The sequence below is a fragment of the Micromonospora sp. NPDC049201 genome, from assembly GCF_055586805.1.
This window is the reverse complement of record NZ_JBVJHM010000003.1, coordinates 60,813-78,370: the sequence shown is the minus strand read 5'-3', so window position 1 is coordinate 78,370 and position 17,558 is coordinate 60,813. Positions and strand designations below refer to the sequence as shown.

General features: G+C 74.5%; 13 protein-coding genes and 2 pseudogenes. 7 read left to right on the top strand and 8 right to left on the bottom strand.

All coding sequences use genetic code 11. The annotated features are described in order from the left end of the window. Positions 1-88 precede the first annotated feature (88 nt). Entirely contained in the window at positions 89-3,748 is a 3,660-nt protein-coding gene (locus ACZ6O5_RS07455; protein WP_465975173.1) for a SpoIIE family protein phosphatase, read from the top strand. On the opposite strand, the gene ACZ6O5_RS07450 is transcribed toward ACZ6O5_RS07455, so the two are convergent. Next, positions 3,745-5,943 carry a hypothetical protein gene (locus ACZ6O5_RS07450; RefSeq protein ID WP_465975171.1) on the bottom strand — a complete coding sequence of 733 codons (2,199 nt, stop codon included), beginning with the start codon at positions 5,941-5,943 and terminating at the stop codon, positions 3,745-3,747. The genes ACZ6O5_RS07455 and ACZ6O5_RS07450 overlap by 4 nt on opposite strands. Positions 5,944-5,958: 15 nt before the next feature. Between ACZ6O5_RS07450 and ACZ6O5_RS07445 the strand changes: the two are divergent. After that, a pseudogene (locus tag ACZ6O5_RS07445) lies at positions 5,959-6,597 on the top strand (FUSC family protein); the annotation flags it as partial. A gap of 720 nt (positions 6,598-7,317) precedes the next feature. Here ACZ6O5_RS07445 and ACZ6O5_RS07440 read toward each other — a convergent pair. After that, the gene (locus tag ACZ6O5_RS07440) at positions 7,318-7,662 is read right to left on the bottom strand and encodes an STAS domain-containing protein (protein ID WP_465975896.1); all 345 of its coding nucleotides are present in this window, start codon (positions 7,660-7,662) and stop codon (positions 7,318-7,320) included. Positions 7,663-7,725: 63 nt separating this feature from the next. Here ACZ6O5_RS07440 and map point away from each other — a divergent pair, with 63 nt between their 5' ends. Beyond that, entirely contained in the window at positions 7,726-8,583 is an 858-nt protein-coding gene (gene map, locus ACZ6O5_RS07435; RefSeq protein ID WP_465975169.1) for a type I methionyl aminopeptidase, read from the top strand. Beyond that, on the top strand, positions 8,580-9,293 hold the full coding sequence (locus ACZ6O5_RS07430; protein ID WP_431934800.1) for a VIT1/CCC1 transporter family protein: 714 nt from the start codon (positions 8,580-8,582) through the stop codon (positions 9,291-9,293). The genes map and ACZ6O5_RS07430 overlap by 4 nt, the downstream gene beginning before the upstream one ends. 118 nt (positions 9,294-9,411) lie before the next feature. Here ACZ6O5_RS07430 and ACZ6O5_RS07425 read toward each other — a convergent pair whose 3' ends face one another. The 6 genes from ACZ6O5_RS07425 to ACZ6O5_RS07400 all read right to left on the bottom strand — a co-directional run bounded on the left by ACZ6O5_RS07425 (position 9,412) and on the right by ACZ6O5_RS07400 (position 15,158). Then, positions 9,412-9,879, bottom strand: coding sequence for a nitroreductase family deazaflavin-dependent oxidoreductase (locus tag ACZ6O5_RS07425; RefSeq protein WP_465975167.1), 468 nt, complete (start codon positions 9,877-9,879; stop codon positions 9,412-9,414). 65 nt (positions 9,880-9,944) lie between these two features. Next, positions 9,945-12,623: an FtsX-like permease family protein gene (locus ACZ6O5_RS07420; protein ID WP_465975165.1), complete on the bottom strand. Its 2,679-nt coding sequence runs from the start codon at positions 12,621-12,623 to the stop codon at positions 9,945-9,947. Further along, positions 12,620-13,342 (bottom strand): ABC transporter ATP-binding protein, encoded by a 723-nt coding sequence (locus ACZ6O5_RS07415; protein WP_465975163.1) that lies wholly within the window; start codon positions 13,340-13,342, stop codon positions 12,620-12,622. The genes ACZ6O5_RS07420 and ACZ6O5_RS07415 overlap by 4 nt, the downstream gene beginning before the upstream one ends. A 23-nt stretch (positions 13,343-13,365) precedes the next feature. Next, entirely contained in the window at positions 13,366-13,947 is a 582-nt protein-coding gene (locus ACZ6O5_RS07410) for a PadR family transcriptional regulator (RefSeq protein ID WP_465975161.1), read from the bottom strand. Between the two features lie 69 nt (positions 13,948-14,016). Continuing rightward, complete coding sequence (locus tag ACZ6O5_RS07405; protein WP_465975895.1) at positions 14,017-14,487, bottom strand: ferritin-like domain-containing protein; 471 nt, start codon at positions 14,485-14,487, stop codon at positions 14,017-14,019. Between the two features lie 206 nt (positions 14,488-14,693). Continuing rightward, entirely contained in the window at positions 14,694-15,158 is a 465-nt protein-coding gene (locus ACZ6O5_RS07400; protein ID WP_465975893.1) for a hypothetical protein, read from the bottom strand. Positions 15,159-15,422: 264 nt separating this feature from the next. Here ACZ6O5_RS07400 and rimP point away from each other — a divergent pair, with 264 nt between their 5' ends. The 3 genes and pseudogenes from rimP (at position 15,423) to ACZ6O5_RS07385 (ending at position 17,474) form a co-directional block, all read left to right on the top strand. Beyond that, on the top strand, positions 15,423-16,082 hold the full coding sequence (gene rimP / locus ACZ6O5_RS07395; RefSeq protein ID WP_465975159.1) for a ribosome maturation factor RimP: 660 nt from the start codon (positions 15,423-15,425) through the stop codon (positions 16,080-16,082). Further along, positions 16,079-17,122: a transcription termination factor NusA gene (nusA, locus tag ACZ6O5_RS07390; RefSeq protein WP_431934805.1), complete on the top strand. Its 1,044-nt coding sequence runs from the start codon at positions 16,079-16,081 to the stop codon at positions 17,120-17,122. The genes rimP and nusA overlap by 4 nt, the downstream gene beginning before the upstream one ends. A gap of 15 nt (positions 17,123-17,137) precedes the next feature. After that, a pseudogene (locus ACZ6O5_RS07385) lies at positions 17,138-17,474 on the top strand (YlxR family protein). The last annotated feature ends 84 nt before the right edge of the window (positions 17,475-17,558 follow it).

Genomic DNA, 17,558 nt, shown 5'->3' with positions numbered 1-17,558 from the left:
ACGTTGCTCCACCGGCGGGGTAGTAGCCGGGGACGGTCGGCGCAGCGGCGCCGGCCGTCGGGGACAAAAGGCCGGAGCGGGAGGCTGCATGGGCTCGGCCCAGGGGGGCGGGGACGCCGGTTGGCCGTTCCCGGCGGCCGGCGATTCGTCACTCCCGCCGCTGCTGACCGCCGCGTTCGCCGCCGGCGGCGAGATGGGCGAGCGGCTGCGCGGCTTCGACTGGTCCACCACCCCGCTCGGCACCCCGGACGGCTGGCCCGCCGCGCTCTGCCACGCGGTGAGCACCATGCTCGCCTCCCGCGCCCAGATGGTGGTGTTCTGGGGCGCGGAGCACCTGGCCTTCTACAACGACGCCTACCGTCCCACCATCGGCGACAAGCATCCGGCCGTGATCGGGCAGTCGGCCCGGCTGCACTGGGCGGAGACCTGGGACGTGCTCGGCCCGATCCTGGACGGCGTGCGCGGCACCGGCGTGCCCTACCGGGGCGAGGACCACCCCTTCGTGATCAACCGGCACGGCTTCCTGGAGGACGTCTACTTCGACGTCTCGTACGACCCGATCCGGGAGGCCGACGGCACCGTCAACGGCATCTTCTGCTTCGTCAACGAGACCACCGGCCGGGTGCTCGGCGAGCGCCGGCTGCGGGCCCTGGCCGAGCTGGGCAACGAGTTGGGCGACGTGCCGAACACGCTGGAGCTGGGCCGGGCCGTGGCGCGGGTGCTCGACGCGCACCGCGACGACGTGCCGTTCAGCGCGCTGTGGCTGCACGACGCCGACGGCGCCCCGGCGCTGGCCGGCTGCGCCGGCGTCGATCCGACCACCGTCGCCGGCCGGCCCGGCCTGCCCGTCGGCGAGCCACTGACCGAGCCGCGCTGGGTCGCCACCGCCGACCTGCCCGGCGCGGTGCCGCCGGACGCCGCCGACCAGGCGCTGCTGCTGCCGCTGACCGCGACGAACGAGCCGGCCGGCGCGCTGCTGCTGGGCGTGTCCCGCCGGCTGCCGTTCAGCGACGACTACCGTGACTTCGTCGACCTGGTCGCCGCGCAGGTCTCCCGGGCCGTGGGCAAGCTGCGGGCGTACGAGCAGGAGCGCGCCCGCGCCGCCGAGCTGGCCGCGCTCGACCGCGCCAAGACCAACTTCTTCGCCAACGTCAGTCACGAGTTCCGGACCCCGCTGACGCTGGTCCTCGGGCCGCTGGAGGACATGCTCGCCGACCGGGAGCTGTCCGACCGCTACCTCGACCGGCTGACCGTCATGCACCGCAACGGGCTGCGCCTGCTCAAGCTGGTCAACACCGTGCTCGACTTCTCCCGGCTGGAGTCCGGCCGGCTGGCCGCCCGCTACCAACCCACCGACCTGTCCGACTACACGTCCCGGCTGGCCAGCACGTTCCGCTCCGCCACCGAGCGGGTCGGGCTGCGGCTGGTCGTCGACTGCCCGCCACTGCCGGCGCCGGTCTACGTCGACCGGGACATGTGGGAGAAGATCGTCCTCAACCTGGTGTCGAACGCGGTGAAGTTCACCTTCGAGGGCGACATCGTGGTCCGGGTACGCCCCAGCGACGGGTCCGCCGTGCTGGAGGTGAGCGACACCGGCGTCGGCATCGCGCCGCAGGAGCTGCCGCAGGTCTTCGAACGGTTCCACCGGGTGGCCGGCGCGCGCTCGCGTACCCACGAGGGCACCGGCATCGGGCTCGCGCTGGTCCGTGAGCTGGTCGAGATGCACGGCGGCACGGTCACCGCGCACAGCGTCGTGGAACGCGGCACCACGTTCACCGTCACCGTGCCGTTCGGCTACGCGCACCTGCCCACCGACCGGGTGTCCGCGCTCGCGCCGGTGCCGCTGACCGAGCCGGAGCAGGCCCGGCTGTACGTCGCCGAGACGGCGCTCTGGACCGACGAGGTGGCCCGGCCCGTCGGGCTGCCCGAGCCGTCCGGCGCACCGGGCGGCTCCGGCCGCGTCCTGGTCGCCGACGACAACCCCGACCTGCGGGAGCACGTCAGCCGGCTGCTCTCCCCGGCGTACGAGGTGGTGGCCGTGCCGGACGGCGTGGAGGCGTTGCGGCTGGCCGTGGACAGCCCGTTCGACCTGGTGCTGACGGACGTGATGATGCCCCGGCTGGACGGCTTCGGGCTGGTCGCCGCGCTGCGCGCCAATCCGGTCACCCGGGGGGTGCCGATCGTGCTGCTCTCCGCGCGGGCCGGCGCGGCGGAGGAGGTGGCCGGCCTGTCGGCCGGCGCGGACGACTACCTCACCAAGCCCTTCTCCAGCCAGGAACTGGTCGCCCGGGTCCGGGCCAACGTCGAGCTGGGCCAGCTCCGCGGGCAGATCATCCGCCGGCTGCGGGCGCTCGCCGACGCCGCGGTGGCGATCAACACCGCCCGGTCCACCGCCGAGGTGGTGCGGGTGGCCGCGCAACACGCGATCGGCCTGGCCGAGGCGGGCCGGGTGCTGGTGGTCGCCACCGGCGTCCGGCACGAGGAGGACACCGGCGGGGACCTGCCGGACGAACCGTCCGCGGTGCTGCCGCTCACCGGCACCACCGGCGAGCAGCTCGGCGAGCTGCGGGTGTGGCGTCGGGAGGACGGCGGCACGGAGCAGGCGGCGTTGACCGAGCTGGCCCGGCTGGTCGGCGTACGGCTGGAGAACGCCCAGCTCTACGAGGCCGAGCACCGGATCGCCACCACACTCCAGCACAGCCTGCTGCCGCGTACGCTGCCGCAACTGCCCGGCGCGCTGGTGGCCAGCCGCTACCTGCCGGGCAGCGCCGACGTGGAGGTCGGCGGCGACTGGTACGACGTGGTGGGCACCCCCGACGACGAGCTGGTGCTGGTCATCGGCGACGTCGTCGGCAAGGGGGTGCGGGCCGCCGCCGCGATGGGTCAGCTCCGCAACGCGCTACGGGCGTACGTGCTGGAGGGCTACGACCCGGGCGAGGCGCTGACCCGGCTCAACCGGCTGGTGCACTCCACCGGCAGCGACTCCTTCGCCACCGTGGTCTGCCTCACCTTCTGCCCGCGCACCGGCCGCCTCCGGTACGCCAGCGCGGGTCATCCCTCGCCCCTGCTGATTCGCGGAGACGATGTGGCGTTCCTACACGATCGGGCCCTCGGACCGCCGGTCGGGGCGATCCCCGGCACCACCTATCCGACCGCCGAGGGCGAACTCGCCCCCGGCGGCCGGATGCTGCTCTACACCGACGGCCTGATCGAGGACCGGGAGAAGGGCATCGACGCCGGGCTCCGCCAGCTACGGGTCGACGCCGCCGCCGGCGGGGAGCACGTCGCCGACCTGGTGGACGCCGTCGTGGAGCGCGTCGCCGGGCGGCCCCGGCACGACGACGTGGCGGTGCTGGCGCTGGAGGCGGCCGAGCGGAACCGTTTCGCGCTGCGGCTGCCGGCCGACCCGACCCGCCTCAGCGTGCTGCGCAAGCGCCTGGAGGACTTCCTCGTCGCCCACCGGGTCGGCGAGACCGACCTGTTCGACCTGACGGTGGCGATCTCGGAGGCCGCCGCGAACGCGATCGAGCACCCGGTCGACCCGGTCGACCCGTCCATCGAGGTCGACGTCACCATCGCCGACCGCACGGTGACCGCGACCGTCCGGGACAGCGGCCGGTGGCGCGAGTCCAGCGGGTCGGGGTTCCGGGGCCGCGGGCTGGGGCTGATCCAGGCGCTCGGGGAGATGAGCGTCACCCGGACCGGGGACGGCACCGAGCTGACGCTGCGGCGCAGGCTGGCCGACTAGTCGGCCCGGGGGAGCCGGGCGGCGAGGTCGCGCACGGCCGCGCGGTAGGTGTCGTCGAAGCGGAACAGGTGGCGTTCGATCGGCGGTGGCACGGTGTCGCCGGGCGCGACGGTCAGCCCCGCGGGGTCGCGCACCCGACGGTCGACGCCGGCGGCGGGATCGTCCGCTGACCCGCCGTCCGGCGGGAAGATCACTCCGCCGACCGGGTCGGTCCGGCGCCACAGGTTGATCCAGCGCCATCGGAGGTCTCCGCCGATGCGGCGCAGCATCGCGTCGTTGACGTAGGCGGGAAACACGCGGGCGTAGAGCCGGTGCAGCGGGGACGCGAAGGTGAGCAGCGCGACCCGGGAACGCGCGGACGCGGGCAGTTGCAGCGCGGTCACCGCCGCGAGCACGCTGCCGTGACTCTGACCGGCCAGGACGACGGTGTGCCCCGCGGCGATGAGGTACCGGACCCGCCGGGTGAGGTCGGGCACCGCCCGTTCCGAGTAGCAGGGCGCGGCGAGCGGATGGGCGCCCCGGGGCCAGAAGGTCGCCAGTTCCCACAGGATGCCGATCAGGCGGATGCCTCTCGACCGGTAGGCGAACAGGCCGAAGACACCCAGCAGGAGAGCGAAGGCGCCGATCAGGTAGGCGCCGAGGTCGGTGACGAAGATGACGGGCCGGGCGAGTGACTCGCCGACGAGCCGGCGGGCCAGGTCACCGGGACCGTCGTGCAGAATCGCCGAGCCGGCGGCGCCGAGCGAGATCGTCGCCAGGGTGGCGTAGGCGGCCGGGGCCAGCGGCCCGAGCTTGTCGGCGAGTTGCGCCGACACGATCGCGTCGCGTGCGGCGTGTACCCGGACGGGGGGAGCCTTGTCCGCTTCGGCGTACTCGGCCCGCAGGAACCGCATGGCCGCGGCCCGGCGCGCCGACCGCCGCCACAGTCGGCGCGTCAGGACGACGGCCGCCGCGAGGATCACCGCCAGGAAGAACCCCAGGGCCGCCCAGCGGAAGGCCACCGGCGGGGTCAGGGGCGGCGCGCCCGGCGGCGTCGGACGCGCGGGCGTGGGGCTGGACCCTCGGTCGAGGTAGTCGGCGGAGAGGTAGACCACGCCCGAGGAGTAGGAGACAGCGAACCCGATCGCGACGAGGACGAGCACCGGCGCCGCGAGCCCGCGCAGGACGGTGGAGTCGGTGACGTGGTGCCGGCGGGTCACCACGACCAGCGCGACAAGCGCGGTGAGCAGCACCATCTGGCTCACGTAGACGGTGGCGACGAGCACGTCGTAGCCGGGCAGGTTGTCCGCGGCGGCCCAGGAGTTCCGGGGTACGAGTGAATAGGCGAGAACGGCGGCGGTCAGGACCCCTGACGCGCGGGCCAGCGTTCGGGTCGCCGTGTCGAAGCGGGGTGTGCTGGTGCGACGTTCGATGCCGGGCAGGCAGCAGGTGACCAACGAGACCGCGACCACGACCAGCACGGCGGCGAACAGGAGATAGCCGGTGGGCCGGCGGTCGTGCGGCACGAGCGCGCTGAGCACGGCGATGTCGAGTGTCCCCAGGGCCGCCACCAGATGCACGGCGCGCAGATGCCGGACGAGGCTGCGGTTGTCCCAGAACGCCGGGTCGTCGAGGCTCTCGATCTCGGCGTCGCCGCCGTCGGGCGCCCCGGTCTCCGGAAGCTGCCACGTCCGGCGACCCAGGCGCCACAGTCCGGCGATCGCCGCCAGCGGGAGAAGGGCGAGGATGGCGAGTTCCCAGCCGGCGGGCAGACCGGCCAGCCAGGAGACGAAGCGGCGGTTCTCGTAGCAGCGCGGATAGCTCAGGCACTGCCAGGCGACCAGATCGAGCGCCACGCCGACCACTGCCAGCACGTACATCGTGGTCAGCGAGACGGACAGGAGCCGGACCAGGGCCCGCGCCGGCGCACCCGCGCGCCCGGTCAACGGCAGTGCCCAGAGCGCGACGTTGCCGAGCATGAACGGCATCAGCAGCACCAGCGAAAACGTGCGCCCCGCCGTGCCGCCGGTCAGCCCGTTCCACCGGTACGCCTCCAGGCACGTGGCCCCGGGGGGCACCGGGTCCTCCGGTCCCGCTCCGGGCCGGTAGAAGCCCGCCTCGGCGTCGCCGGCGACGAGGTGGGCGGCACGCTCGCCCAGAATCCGGTCGGAGCTGCGACCTCCCACCCCGTGCACCCGTAGTTCGATCATCGCCACCCGGTCACCGCTCCCGTGTCGAGGACGCGGGTGCGTACCCGGTGCCGGCCGAGTCATGTCGGGTCGGAGGCCGCGGCCGATAGCGCATTTCGCAGGGGGCAGCGGAACGTAGGCCGTAGCGTGTTCGGTGATGAGAAAAGGACCCGGGTGAGCACGACCCGGCGTCGCACCCACGATCCGGTCGGCGCGGCCTGGGCGACGGTCCGGCGTACCGGCTCCGCCACCGCCCACGACCGGGTGGTACGACTCCGGCTGAGCCTGCTCGTGGCCGTCCAGTCGGGGGTGGCCGCGGCCGGCGCGTGGTGGATCGCCAACGACGTGCTGGACAACCCTCAGCCCTTGTTCGCGCCTGCCGTCGCGGTCGGCACCATCGCCAGCTCGGTGGGTCAGCGCTTCCGCCGGACGCTGTTCCTGGTCGCCGGGGTGGCGATCGGGATCACCCTGGGTGATCTGCTCGTCTCCTGGGTCGGGCAGGGGCACGTGCAGATCGGCGCCATCGTGGCCGTGTCGATCCTGTTCGCCGTGCTGCTGAGCGGCGAGGGCTCATTCGTGACCCAGGTGGGCGGCAGCGCCATGGTGATCGCCGTGCTCTCGCCGGCCAACCCGGGTCTCGCGCTGCCCCGCTTCGTCGACGGCGTCGTCGGCGGCGTGATGGGGATCCTGGTCGCCCTGGTGGTGTTGCCACTGCACCCGATCCACCGCATCCGGCGCGCCGGCCGGCCACTGCTCGACCACATCGCCACCGAACTGGAACGGCTGGCGGAGGCCGCCCGCACGCGCGACGCCGAGGTGGCCAAACAGGCGCTCGACACCCTGCGCGGCATCGACACCTCGGACCTGCAGACGGCGCTGTCGGCGGCCGTCGAAGTCGTCCGCATCTCGCCCTTGCGGTGGCACAACCACAACTCGCTGGAGGGCTGGCGGCACGGCGCCGGGCTGATGATGCGGTCCCTGCTACAGACCCGGGACCTCGCCCTCAATCTCGAGACCGCGCTCCGTAACGACGAACCGGTCCCCGCGCCGCTCGCGGCGGCCGTCGACGACCTGGCCGACGCCGTCCGGCACGTCGGCGTGGAGTGGTCGCCGTCATCCGGCCGGCCGTCCCGCTCGCAGCGCGCGGCGCTGACCGCGATCCGCCGAGCCCAGGAGGCGCTCACCGCCGGCCTGCTCATCGGCGGCGTCAACGTGGCGAACGACGTCAGCATCATCGCCGTGAACACGATCCGGGCGGGCGGGGTGAGCAAGCAGGACGCCGAGGAACTGCGGCGGAACCTCGCCCCGACGCCACGAGGGACGCCGGTGGACCAGAGCCGCGTCATCCGCCGGCGGCACCGGGGCCGCCGCCCGCGCACGACGCGGGAGAGCAGCCCTGAGTCAGGCGTCGGCCAGCCACTCCTGCTCACCCAGGCCGGAGATCTCCAGCACGCGCCGGACCTGCCGCGACGGCAGCACGGTGAGCGCCGCCGGGAACCGCTGGGAGAGGCGGACCACCGCGTAGATGGCGGCCGAGTCGAAGAACGTGACCGCCCGCAGGTCGAGCAGGAGCCGGGTGGCGGGCTCGCGCAGCGCGGTCTGGAACATGGTGTCGGCGGTCGCCATGTCGACCTCGCCGGTGACCAGCACATGACGGTGGTCGCCGTCACCCTGCGCCGTCACGGAGAAGACGGGCGGCGCACCCCCTTGATCCACGCAGCAACAATGGCACAGCGTTTGCGGCACGGCAACAACCTCCCGGCCGGGCCGTGGCGAGGTCGTCGTCGGGGGCGGCGATAGGCTGAGGACATGACCGTCCGTGCGCCGCTGACCCCCGGCACGCTCTCCCCGTGGCGAGCGGTTCCCGCCCACATCCCGCGACCGGAGTACGTGGGCAAGGAGCGCCCGCAGGAGTGGCGCGGGTCGCACGTGCAGACACCGGAGACCATCGAGAAGATGCGCGCGGCCGGCCGGCTCGCGGCCCGGGCCACCCAGCTCGCCGGCGAGCACTGCAAGCCGGGGGTGACCACCGACGAGATCGACCGGGTGGTGCACGAGTTCCTCTGCGACCACGGCGCCTACCCGTCGACGCTCGGCTACCGGGGCTTCCCCAAGTCCTGCTGCACCAGCCTCAACGAGGTGATCTGCCACGGCATCCCCGACACGACTGTGCTCCAGGACGGCGACATCATCAACGTCGACGTCACGGCGTACCTGAACGGCGTGCACGGCGACACCGACGCGACGTTCTGCGTGGGCGAGGTGAGCGAGGAGGCCCGGCTGCTGGTCGAGCGGACCCACACGGCCATGATGCGCGGCATCAAGGCGGTCGCGCCGGGCCGGCAGATCAACGTCGTCGGCCGGGTGATCGAGTCGTACGCCAAGCGGTTCGGCTACGGCGTGGTCCGCGACTTCACCGGTCACGGCATCGGCGAGGCCTTCCACAGCGGCCTCTACGTGCCGCACTACGACAGCCCGCGCCCCACCGACCTGATGGAGCCCGGCATGACGTTCACCATCGAGCCGATGATCACCATCGGCACCCACCAGTACGACGTGTGGGACGACGGCTGGACGGCCGTCACGAAGGACCGGAAGTGGACCGCGCAGTTCGAGCACACCATCGTCGTGACCGACGACGGCTACGAGATCCTGACGCTGCCGTGACCGAGACCCCGGCGGCGCTGCGCGAGGCGCACCACGCGGACGTGTCCGGCGGCTGGCTGCGGCCGGCCGTCTTCGGCGCGATGGACGGGCTGGTCACGAACATCGCGTTGATCGCCGGCGTCGGCGGTGGCGGGGTGTCGCCGCGCAGCGTCGTGCTGACCGGCGCGGCCGGCCTGGTGGCCGGCGCCATCTCGATGGGCCTGGGCGAGTACACGAGCGTCCGGTCCGCCAACGAGCAGGTCGCCGCCGAGGTGGCCAAGGAACGGCGTGAGCTGGAGCGGCACCCGGAGGCGGAGGCGCGTGAGCTGGCCGACGCCTGGGTGGCCCGCGGCCTGCCCCGCGAGCTGGCCACCCAGGTCGCCGAGGCGGTCCGGCGCAACCCGGAGGAGGCGCTGCGCGTGCACGTCCGGGAGGAGTTGGGCGTCGACCCGGACGACCAGCCCAGCCCGTGGGCGGCGGCGATCTCGTCGTTCGTCTGCTTCTCGATCGGCGCCCTGGTGCCGCTGCTGTCGTACCTGCTCGGGTTCACCAGCCTCTGGCTGGCCCTCGCCGTCGGCGGGGTGGGGCTCTTCGTCGCCGGCGCGATCGTGGCCCGGTTCACCTACCGCTCGTGGTGGACAAGCGGCCTGCGGCAGTTGCTGCTCGGCGCGCTGGCGGCCGGCGCCACCTACCTGATCGGCACCCTGATCGGCGTCGGCGGCGTCGGCTGACCCCCCACCCCCACTCCCACCTCCGCGCGCTGATTCACGGAAAGCGTGGGTATCGGGCGCGACATGACCACGCTTTGCGTGAAACAGCGCGGATCTTGGCGGGGGCGGCGAGGGTGGGTCAGGGCGCGGGGACGAGACGGAAGACCTTGATCTCGCGGCCACCGGCCCGTTCGACGTACGTGCGGTAGGCCGGCCACTCCTGGGCCAGCCGGTCGAACAGCCGGTCCCGGTCGGCGCCGGTGACCTGCTCGGCGCGCACCGGGATCCGGCGGCCCTTGACGTCGACCTCGGCGGACGGCTGGGCCAGCAGGTTGAACGTCCACGACGGCTGGTGCTGCTGCCCCCAGTTGGAGCCGATCACCACGTAGGCGTCGCCGTCCGGCACGTAGAGCAGGGGATTGCTGCGGGGCCGGCCGGAGCGGCGGCCGGTGGACGTCAGCACCAGCGTGGGCACCAACCCGAACGCGACCACCCGCCCCTTCGTCAGCCGGCCGACCAGCCGGTCGGCGGGGACGAGCACGCGCATGGTGGCGGCGAACCACCGCTGGTGACCGAGGTGGCGGGCGAGGGATCCCAGGGCGGACACCCGCCAAGTGTGCCGCGCCCACCGGCCGTCGTCACCCCCTGAGCACCCGAGCGCCGGTGGGACGGTCAGTCGAGGCGGCGTTCGACGGGCAGGCGGGAGCGGGTGAGCAGGGCCGCGCCGAGCATCGCCACCAGCGGCACCACCACCAGCACCGCCATCGTGAGGCCGGGCACGGTCACCGGGTACGGCGGCTGCACCGGCCAGGACTGCGCGTACCGCTGGTTCAGCGAGGCCAGCACGACGGCGGCCGAGCCGAGCCCGGCCACGATGCCCAGCGCCGAGCCGAGCACCGCGATCACGCCGGCCTGGCAGAGCGACAGCACCCGGCGTACCCGCGGGTCAGCGCCGACCGCCGCGAGCGTGGACAGGTCCCGACGGCCCTCGGCGGCGGCCAGGCCGGTGGCGACCGCGGCGGCGCCCAGCGTGATCACCCCGGAGGCCGCCGCCAGCAGGAGCAGCAGGGGACGCTGGTCGGTCGGCGGGTCGGCGGTCGACACCTGGAGGGCCGCCGGCGCCACCTCGGACAGCTCGTCGGTCAGCCGCTCGCGCTGCCCGTCGGTGGGTGGTTCGGTGGTGTCCACCAGGTAGCCCAACGGCGCGGCCACCAGGCCGAGCGCCCGCGCGGCGGCGGGGGAGAGGACCAGCCGGTCCACCGGAAGGCCGCCGCGCAGCGGGTACCCGGGCAGCAGGCGGGCCGCCGACGGGGCACCGGAGCTGTGGCTCATCTCCACCCGGACCCGTCCGTCCGCCACCTGCCGTGGATCGGTGACCACCACGCCGCCCGCGGCGAGTGTCCGGCGCGCGGCGGCCACCTCGTCGGCCGGCGCGCCGGTGAGCGCGGCCAGCACGTCGCCGTCGTCCACGATCGCCGGCAGCGAGATGTCGTTCGGTTCCCGGAACGGCTGTCGGCAACGGGGATCGTCGCGGGCCGAGGCGGGAGCCACCTCGAACGGCTCGTACCGGCAGCGCTCCTCGGGCGGACGCACCGCCAGGGCGACGCAGTAGTCGTCCGGGGCGGCCGGACGGGCGCACTCGGGAATGGCGAGTCCCGCCACGCCGGCCTCGGGCAGCACCGCCCGGACCCGTTCGGTGACCGCGGCGAGCGTCGGCCGCAGGCTCCCCTCCTGGTCGGCGAACTGGACCAGCGCGTGTCCCGGCGGCAGACCGGGTTGCCACCCCGCCCGCTGTCGGGCGTCGTCGCTGGCCACGTAGACGCCGAGCGCGACACTGCCGGCGACCGCCGCCATCACGGCCGAGATGGCCGGCGCGGCCGACGACCGGTTGCGGCTGGCGTCGCGCAACGCGAGCCGGGGGGTCAGCGGCAGCAGCCGGCCGGCCCGGGCCAGCAGCCCGACCAGCGTCGGGGTGCAGAAGACCAGCCCCAGCTCGCCGAGGGTGACACCGGCCAGCACCCCGGTCGGCGAGGTCCGGGTGGCGGCGAACGCGGCCAGGGCGGTGCCGACGACGGTGAGCAGCGCGCCGAGCAGCAACCAGCGCCGGCGTGGCCGGGGCGCCTCGCGCCGGCCGGCCAGGCCGGCCACCACGTCCTGCCGGGCCGCGGTCCAGGCCGGCGCGAGCGCCGCCAGCACGCCGGCCAGCACCGCGACCGCGGCGATCGCGGCCAGCGCGCTGGGAAACACGCGGTACGCGCCGAGGCGCTCGTGGATCAGGTACTGCTCGACCAGCGGCCGGCCGGCGAACGCGGTCCCGACGCCGAGCAGCAGCCCGAGGGCGGCCCCGCCGGCGCCGAGCACCACCCCGTCGGCGAGCACGATCCGGCGCAGGTGGGCGGCGTCCCCGCCGGCCACCGCGACCAGCGCGAGATCCCGCCGCCGGCGGCGTACGCCAACCGCGAAGGCCGGCCCGACCAGCAGCACCACCTCCAGCAGACCCAGGCCGCCGACCAGCACCGAGACGCCGGCCTCCTCGGCGTCCGGCAACGGCGTGCCGTTGTCGAACTCCTGCCGGCCGGGCAGCGGGGACCGGGTGGACACCTGGATGCCGCGGGCGTTCAGCCGGTCGGCCAGCGCCTCGTCCATCGCCCCGGGCAGGTCCACCAGCCAGCTCTCGTCGGTGGGCGGCCCGTCCGGAGCGACGCCGGAGAGCGTCACCACCTCGCCCAGGTTGTCCGGGAACTCGACCACCCCGACCACCCGGTACGGCGTGCCGTCGGTGGTGCGTACCGGTGCCCCCGGGCGGGTGTCCAGCCGGCGCTGCGCGGCCGGGCTGACCGCGATCTCGTCCGGGCGCACCGGCACCCGGCCCGCCCGCAGCGTGGCCAGCGGACGGGCCAGCGGGTCGGTCAGATCGAGCGCGCGCGCCTCGAACGACACCGTCCGGCGGCCGAGTGGCGTCTCGAACGGCATCCACCGCCGGACCCGGACGACCCGGCTGCCGGCGGGCAGGAGCGCCCGCAACTCGTCGGCGGTGACCGGGCGGGTCCGGGGCACCGGGTCGCCCTCGACCGGCCAGGAGTTGTCGCCCCACCTGTCCTGCGTCACCGGGGTCAGGTTGTTCCAGCGCAGCTCGGCGTCGGCCGCGCCGAGCCGGCGGTCGAGCTGTTCCGAGCGGGTCAGCTCGGACATGTCGTAGCTCGCCGCGGCGAAGCTGAGTCCCAGCACCGGCAGCGCGATCATCACCAGCACCAGCAGGGTGCGGCGGCGGGAGCGGCGGGCCTCCCGGCGGGCGATCCGCAGCGCGGTGCGCCACGACCCGCGGGCCGCGGCGAGCCGGCCGGGGCTCACCGTTCGCTGCCGCTGAGCAGGTGCTCGATGCCGACCAGCGGCGCGGTCGAGTCGACGAGCACCCCGTCGCGGAGGAAGACCACCCGGTCCGCCCAGCCGGCGTGCCGGGCCTCGTGGGTGACCAGCACCCCGGCCGCGCCGTCGTCCACCCGGCGGCGCAGCAGGTGCAGCACCGCCTCGCCGGCCTGCGAGTCCAGCGCGCCGGTCGGCTCGTCGGCGAGGACCAGCCGGCGTTCGCCGACCAGGGCCCGGGCGATCGCCACCCGCTGCTGCTGACCACCGGACATCTGGTCGGGGAAGCGGTCCGCCTGCCCCGCGACGTCGACCTCGCGCAGCGCGGTCAGGGCCAGCCGGCGGGCCGCCCGCACCCCGGTGCCGTCCAGCTCCAGGGGCAGCGCCACGTTCTCCACCGCGGTCAGGCTGCCCAGCAGGTTGAGGTCCTGGAAGACGTAACCGATCCGGCGGCGACGCAGGCGGGCCAGCTCGCGGGCCGGCAGGCCGCCGAGCGCCTCGCCCTCGACCAGCACCTCACCGCCGGTGGGCCGGTCCAGCCCACCGGCCAGCGCCAGCAGGGTGGACTTGCCGGACCCGGAGGGGCCCATCACCGCCACCAGTTCGCCGGCCGCCACGGTGAGGCTGACGCCGCGCAGCGCGTGCACGGCGGCCTCGCCCGCGCCGTGCGTCCGGTGCACGTCGCGTAGTTCGAGCACTCCGCTCATCGTCGCGGGCCTCCCGTGTCCCGTCACCGGCGGGCCTCGTCACCGGCCCGGTCCACCGCCTCGGGGTGGACGACCGGCCGGCCCGCCGTCGGGCGGTGGCGGACCAGGCTGGTCTCGCAGTGGTCGAGCCACCGCACCTCGGCCTCGGCCTGGAAGATCATCGCGTCCAGCACCAGCCGCCAGGGCAGATCCTCCGGCTTGTCGCTGGTGTACTTCAACCGGGTGAACTCCTGCAACGCGCGCATGGTGGCGCTGCGCTGGGTCTGCACCACCGCCCGCACGTCCACCCCGGGTGTGGTCAGCGCCAGCGCCAGCTTGATCGACAGTTCGTCCCGGGGCCGGTCGGCCCGGCTGATCGGCGTGGCGAACCAGAGCGCCAGGTCCGCCCGCCCGGCGTCGGTGATCTCGTACGGCCGCTGCCCGCTCTCGTTCTCCGGCAGCGGGCGCACCAGGCCGTCGCGTTCCAGCCGGGCCAGCGTGGTGTAGACCTGCCCGATGTTGAGCGGCCACGTCGAGCCGGTCGACTCCTCGAACGCGGCACGCAACTGGTAGCCGTACATCTGGCCACGTTCGAGGAGGGCGAGCAGGCCGTGGCGGATGGACATGGCCTGGAGTATGCATACCTGGTATGCGCGCCGCAACCGGAAGGCTCCACCGGGTGACCGCCGCCGCGCTCAGGCCGGCCGACCCGGGAACGGCGCGGTGACCGGGCTCACCCCCGCCGTACGCCGCCAGCGGGTCGCCCGCAGCGCGCAGTCGGTGAGCGCGGCGAGCGCCGTGTTCCGGTCCGCGCCGCTGGTGTGCGGCAGCGCGGCCCGCCAGTGACCGGCGGTCCGTTCCTCGATTTCCACGGCCAGTTGGAGCGCGGTCGTCCGGTCGGTCACCGGATAGGGCAACGCGTAGCCGGCCCGGTCCGCCGGCACCTGCCCGGCCCCCTCGGCGAGCTGGAGCAGCAGCGCGTCCCGGCGGGAACGGTGCGCCGCCTCGGCGGCACGGGCGGCCGAGCGGGCCGCGTCGGTGAGGTGCACGCCGATCACCCCGTACGCCCAGACCGCCGCGTACTCGGCGGCGAGCGCGTCACCGAGCGCCCCGGTCGCGCCGTTGCCCGGTCCGTTGCTCGGGTCCACGCGGTGCCCGACGGGCATGGCCATCCGGCCCTCGCCGCGCTCGGTGCGTTCGCTCATGCGGTGCTGGTTGGGCATGGCCTCACGGCCCTCGCTGCGCTCGGTGCGTTCGCTCATGCGGTGCTGGCTGGGCATGAGCTCACGGCCCTCGCTGCGCTCGGTGCGTTCGCTCATGCGGTGCTGGCCGGGCATGAGCTCACGGCCCTCGCTGCGCTCGGTGCGTTCGCTCATGCCAGGGCCTCCACGTGGGTGGCCCGGGCCGCGGCGATCGAGCCGAGCAGCGCCGCCCGGTCGGCGGGTGCGGTCGCGCCGGCCTTGGCGGCGTTCGCGTGGCCCTGCCGCTCGGCCCGGCGCAGCTCGGCGAGCAGGGCGTCCGGAGCGTCGGCCGGTGCCCCGGACGCCGGGCCGGTCGGGCCGGTCGACGTCGTCCCCGAGGGCGCCGGTCGGCCGATCACCCGGCGCAACTCGTCGGCGTGCGCCCGGTGCGCGTCGGCGATCGGGGTGAGCCGCGCGGCCAGCGCCGGCGCGGTCGAGGCGGCGGCCCGGTGCCGCGCCTCCAACGCGAGCGCCTCGGCCGCCAGCGGCTCCAGCGCGTCCGGCGGCGGTGGCTCGTCGTCGCGGTCGAAAGGATCACAACCAGTCAGCGGCGCGGTGGCGCCACCGAGCGCCACGAGCGCGCCGGCCCGCAGCAGGCGACGCCGGGAATGCCCCGCTCCGCCCTGGTCAGATGGTGTTCTGCCGGTCCCCACCGGACAAGTCAACACCATCCCCGCCACCCCGTGGGGCAGCCTCCTCGGTGCGCCGCCCGGGCCGCCACCCGGCCCAGGCGTTACGCTCTGCGCAGCCACCGGGCGCGAACGCCCCGGTGGCGTGCCGGCATTGCGGGTCGACCGCGCACGCCGGCCCGGACGAACCCGGCCCCGAGGGGCCGTGGCAACAGCAGAGAGGTGCGCGGAATGACGCAGCGTGGCCGTGCCACCCGGTCGTCCGGGCCCGCCGGGCGGCCCCGCCGGTCCGACGGTCCCCGCGGTCCGGAGCGGAACGGCGCACCCCGTGGCGACCTCGCCGCCCGCCGGGCCCGGCTGCGCGAGGTGATCGAGCCGGTGGTCACCGCCGCCGGCTACGACCTGGAGGATCTCTCCGTCTCCCGGGCCGGGCGCCGGCACGTGGTCCGGGTGATCGTGGACGCCGACGGCGGGATCAACCTGGACGCCGTCGCGGACATCTCCCGGGCCGTCTCCACCGCGCTTGACGCCGCCGAGGAGGCCGGTGGCGACATCGTCGCCGGCGAGTACCAGCTCGAGGTCAGCTCGCCGGGCGTGGACCGCCCGCTCACCCTGCCCCGACACTGGCGGCGCAACGTCGGCCGGCTGGTCAAGGTCACCGTCCGCGGCGACGCCGGGGACCGGCAGCTCGCCGGCCGGGTCACGGCCGCCGACGACGAGCGCGTGACGCTGGAGACCGACGCCGGCTCCGCCGCCCATCCGTACGCCGAGCTCGGCCCCGGCCGGGTCCAGGTGGAGTTCTCCCGCCTGGACGACCTGGCCGACGCCGACCTCGACGACGACACCGACACCGACACCGACGACGAAGATCTGGAGGACGAGGAGAGGTGAACATCGACCTCGCGGCGCTGCGCGCCCTGGAGCGCGAGCGGGAGATCCCGTTCGACACGATCCTCGCGGCGATCGAGACCGCGCTGCTGACCGCGTACCGGCACACCGACGGCGCCGAGCCGCACGCGCGGGTGGAGATCGACCGTAAGAGCGGGGCCGCCTCGGTCTACGCCCAGGAGATGGACGACGACGGCACGGTCGCCCGGGAGTGGGACGACACTCCGCACGACTTCGGCCGGATCGCCGCCATGACCGCCAAGCAGGTGATTCTCCAACGACTGCGGGAGGCCACCGACGAGGTGCACTTCGGCGAGTACGCGGGTCGCGACGGCGACCTGGTCACCGGCGTGGTGCAGGCGCACGAGGCCCGCAAGGAGAAGGGCATCATCAGCGTCGACCTGGGCAAGCTGGAGGGCGTGCTGCCGCAGTCCGAGCAGGTGCCGGGGGAGGACCCGCAGCACGGCGAGCGGATCCGCTGCATCGTCGTGCACGTCGCCAAGGGCATGCGCGGGCCGCAGATCACGCTGTCCCGGTCGCACCCGGCGCTGGTGAAGAAGCTCTTCGCGCTGGAGGTGCCGGAGATCGCCGACGGCACGGTGGAGATCGGCGCGATCGCACGTGAGGCAGGTCACCGTACGAAGATCGCCGTACGCTCCACCACGCCCGGCGTGAACGCCAAGGGCGCCTGCATCGGCCCGATGGGACAGCGGGTCCGCGCGGTGATGAGCGAGCTGCACGGCGAGAAGATCGACATCATCGACTGGTCGGACGACCCGGCCACCTTCGTCGGCAACGCGCTGTCGCCGGCCAAGGCCCTGCGGGTCGAGGTGGTCGACCTGGCCAGCCGCGCGGCCCGGGTCACCGTGCCGGATTTCCAGCTCTCGCTCGCGATCGGGCGGGAAGGGCAGAACGCCCGCCTGGCGGCCCGGTTGACCGGTTGGCGCATCGACATCCGCTCCGATGCGGAGTCCTCCGGCGCCGCCGGCCGCAGCGGAGCCGATCACGTACCGGAGCCGGGCGGCGCGATCTCGAGCAGCTAGGGGTAGACTTTCTCAGTGGCACGACGCGAGCTGCCGGAGCGCACCTGTGTGGGCTGCCGGAAACGAGCGCCGGCCAGCGAGTTGTTGCGGGTCGTCGCGGTCGGTGACGAGGCTGGTCAGACCAGTCTCCGGCCCGATCCGGCCCGCAGACTGCCGGGTCGGGGAGCGAACATGCACCCCAATCCGGCCTGCTTCGCGCAGGCGGTGCGGCGCCGCGCCTTCGGGCGGGCACTGCGGGTCGCCGGGGTCCCCGACCACGGCGCGCTTGCCGAGCACGTCGACGCGCAACCCCCGACGAGCGGTCAAACCCGACCGGTCGCGGGTCGCTAGCAAGGTAGGACGACCGACATGAGCACACGATGAAGTCGCAGAAATGACCAGGCTTCAAGTGCACGAGTGAGGTTGCTGCGGGTGCTGCCCGCACGACCTCGGAGTG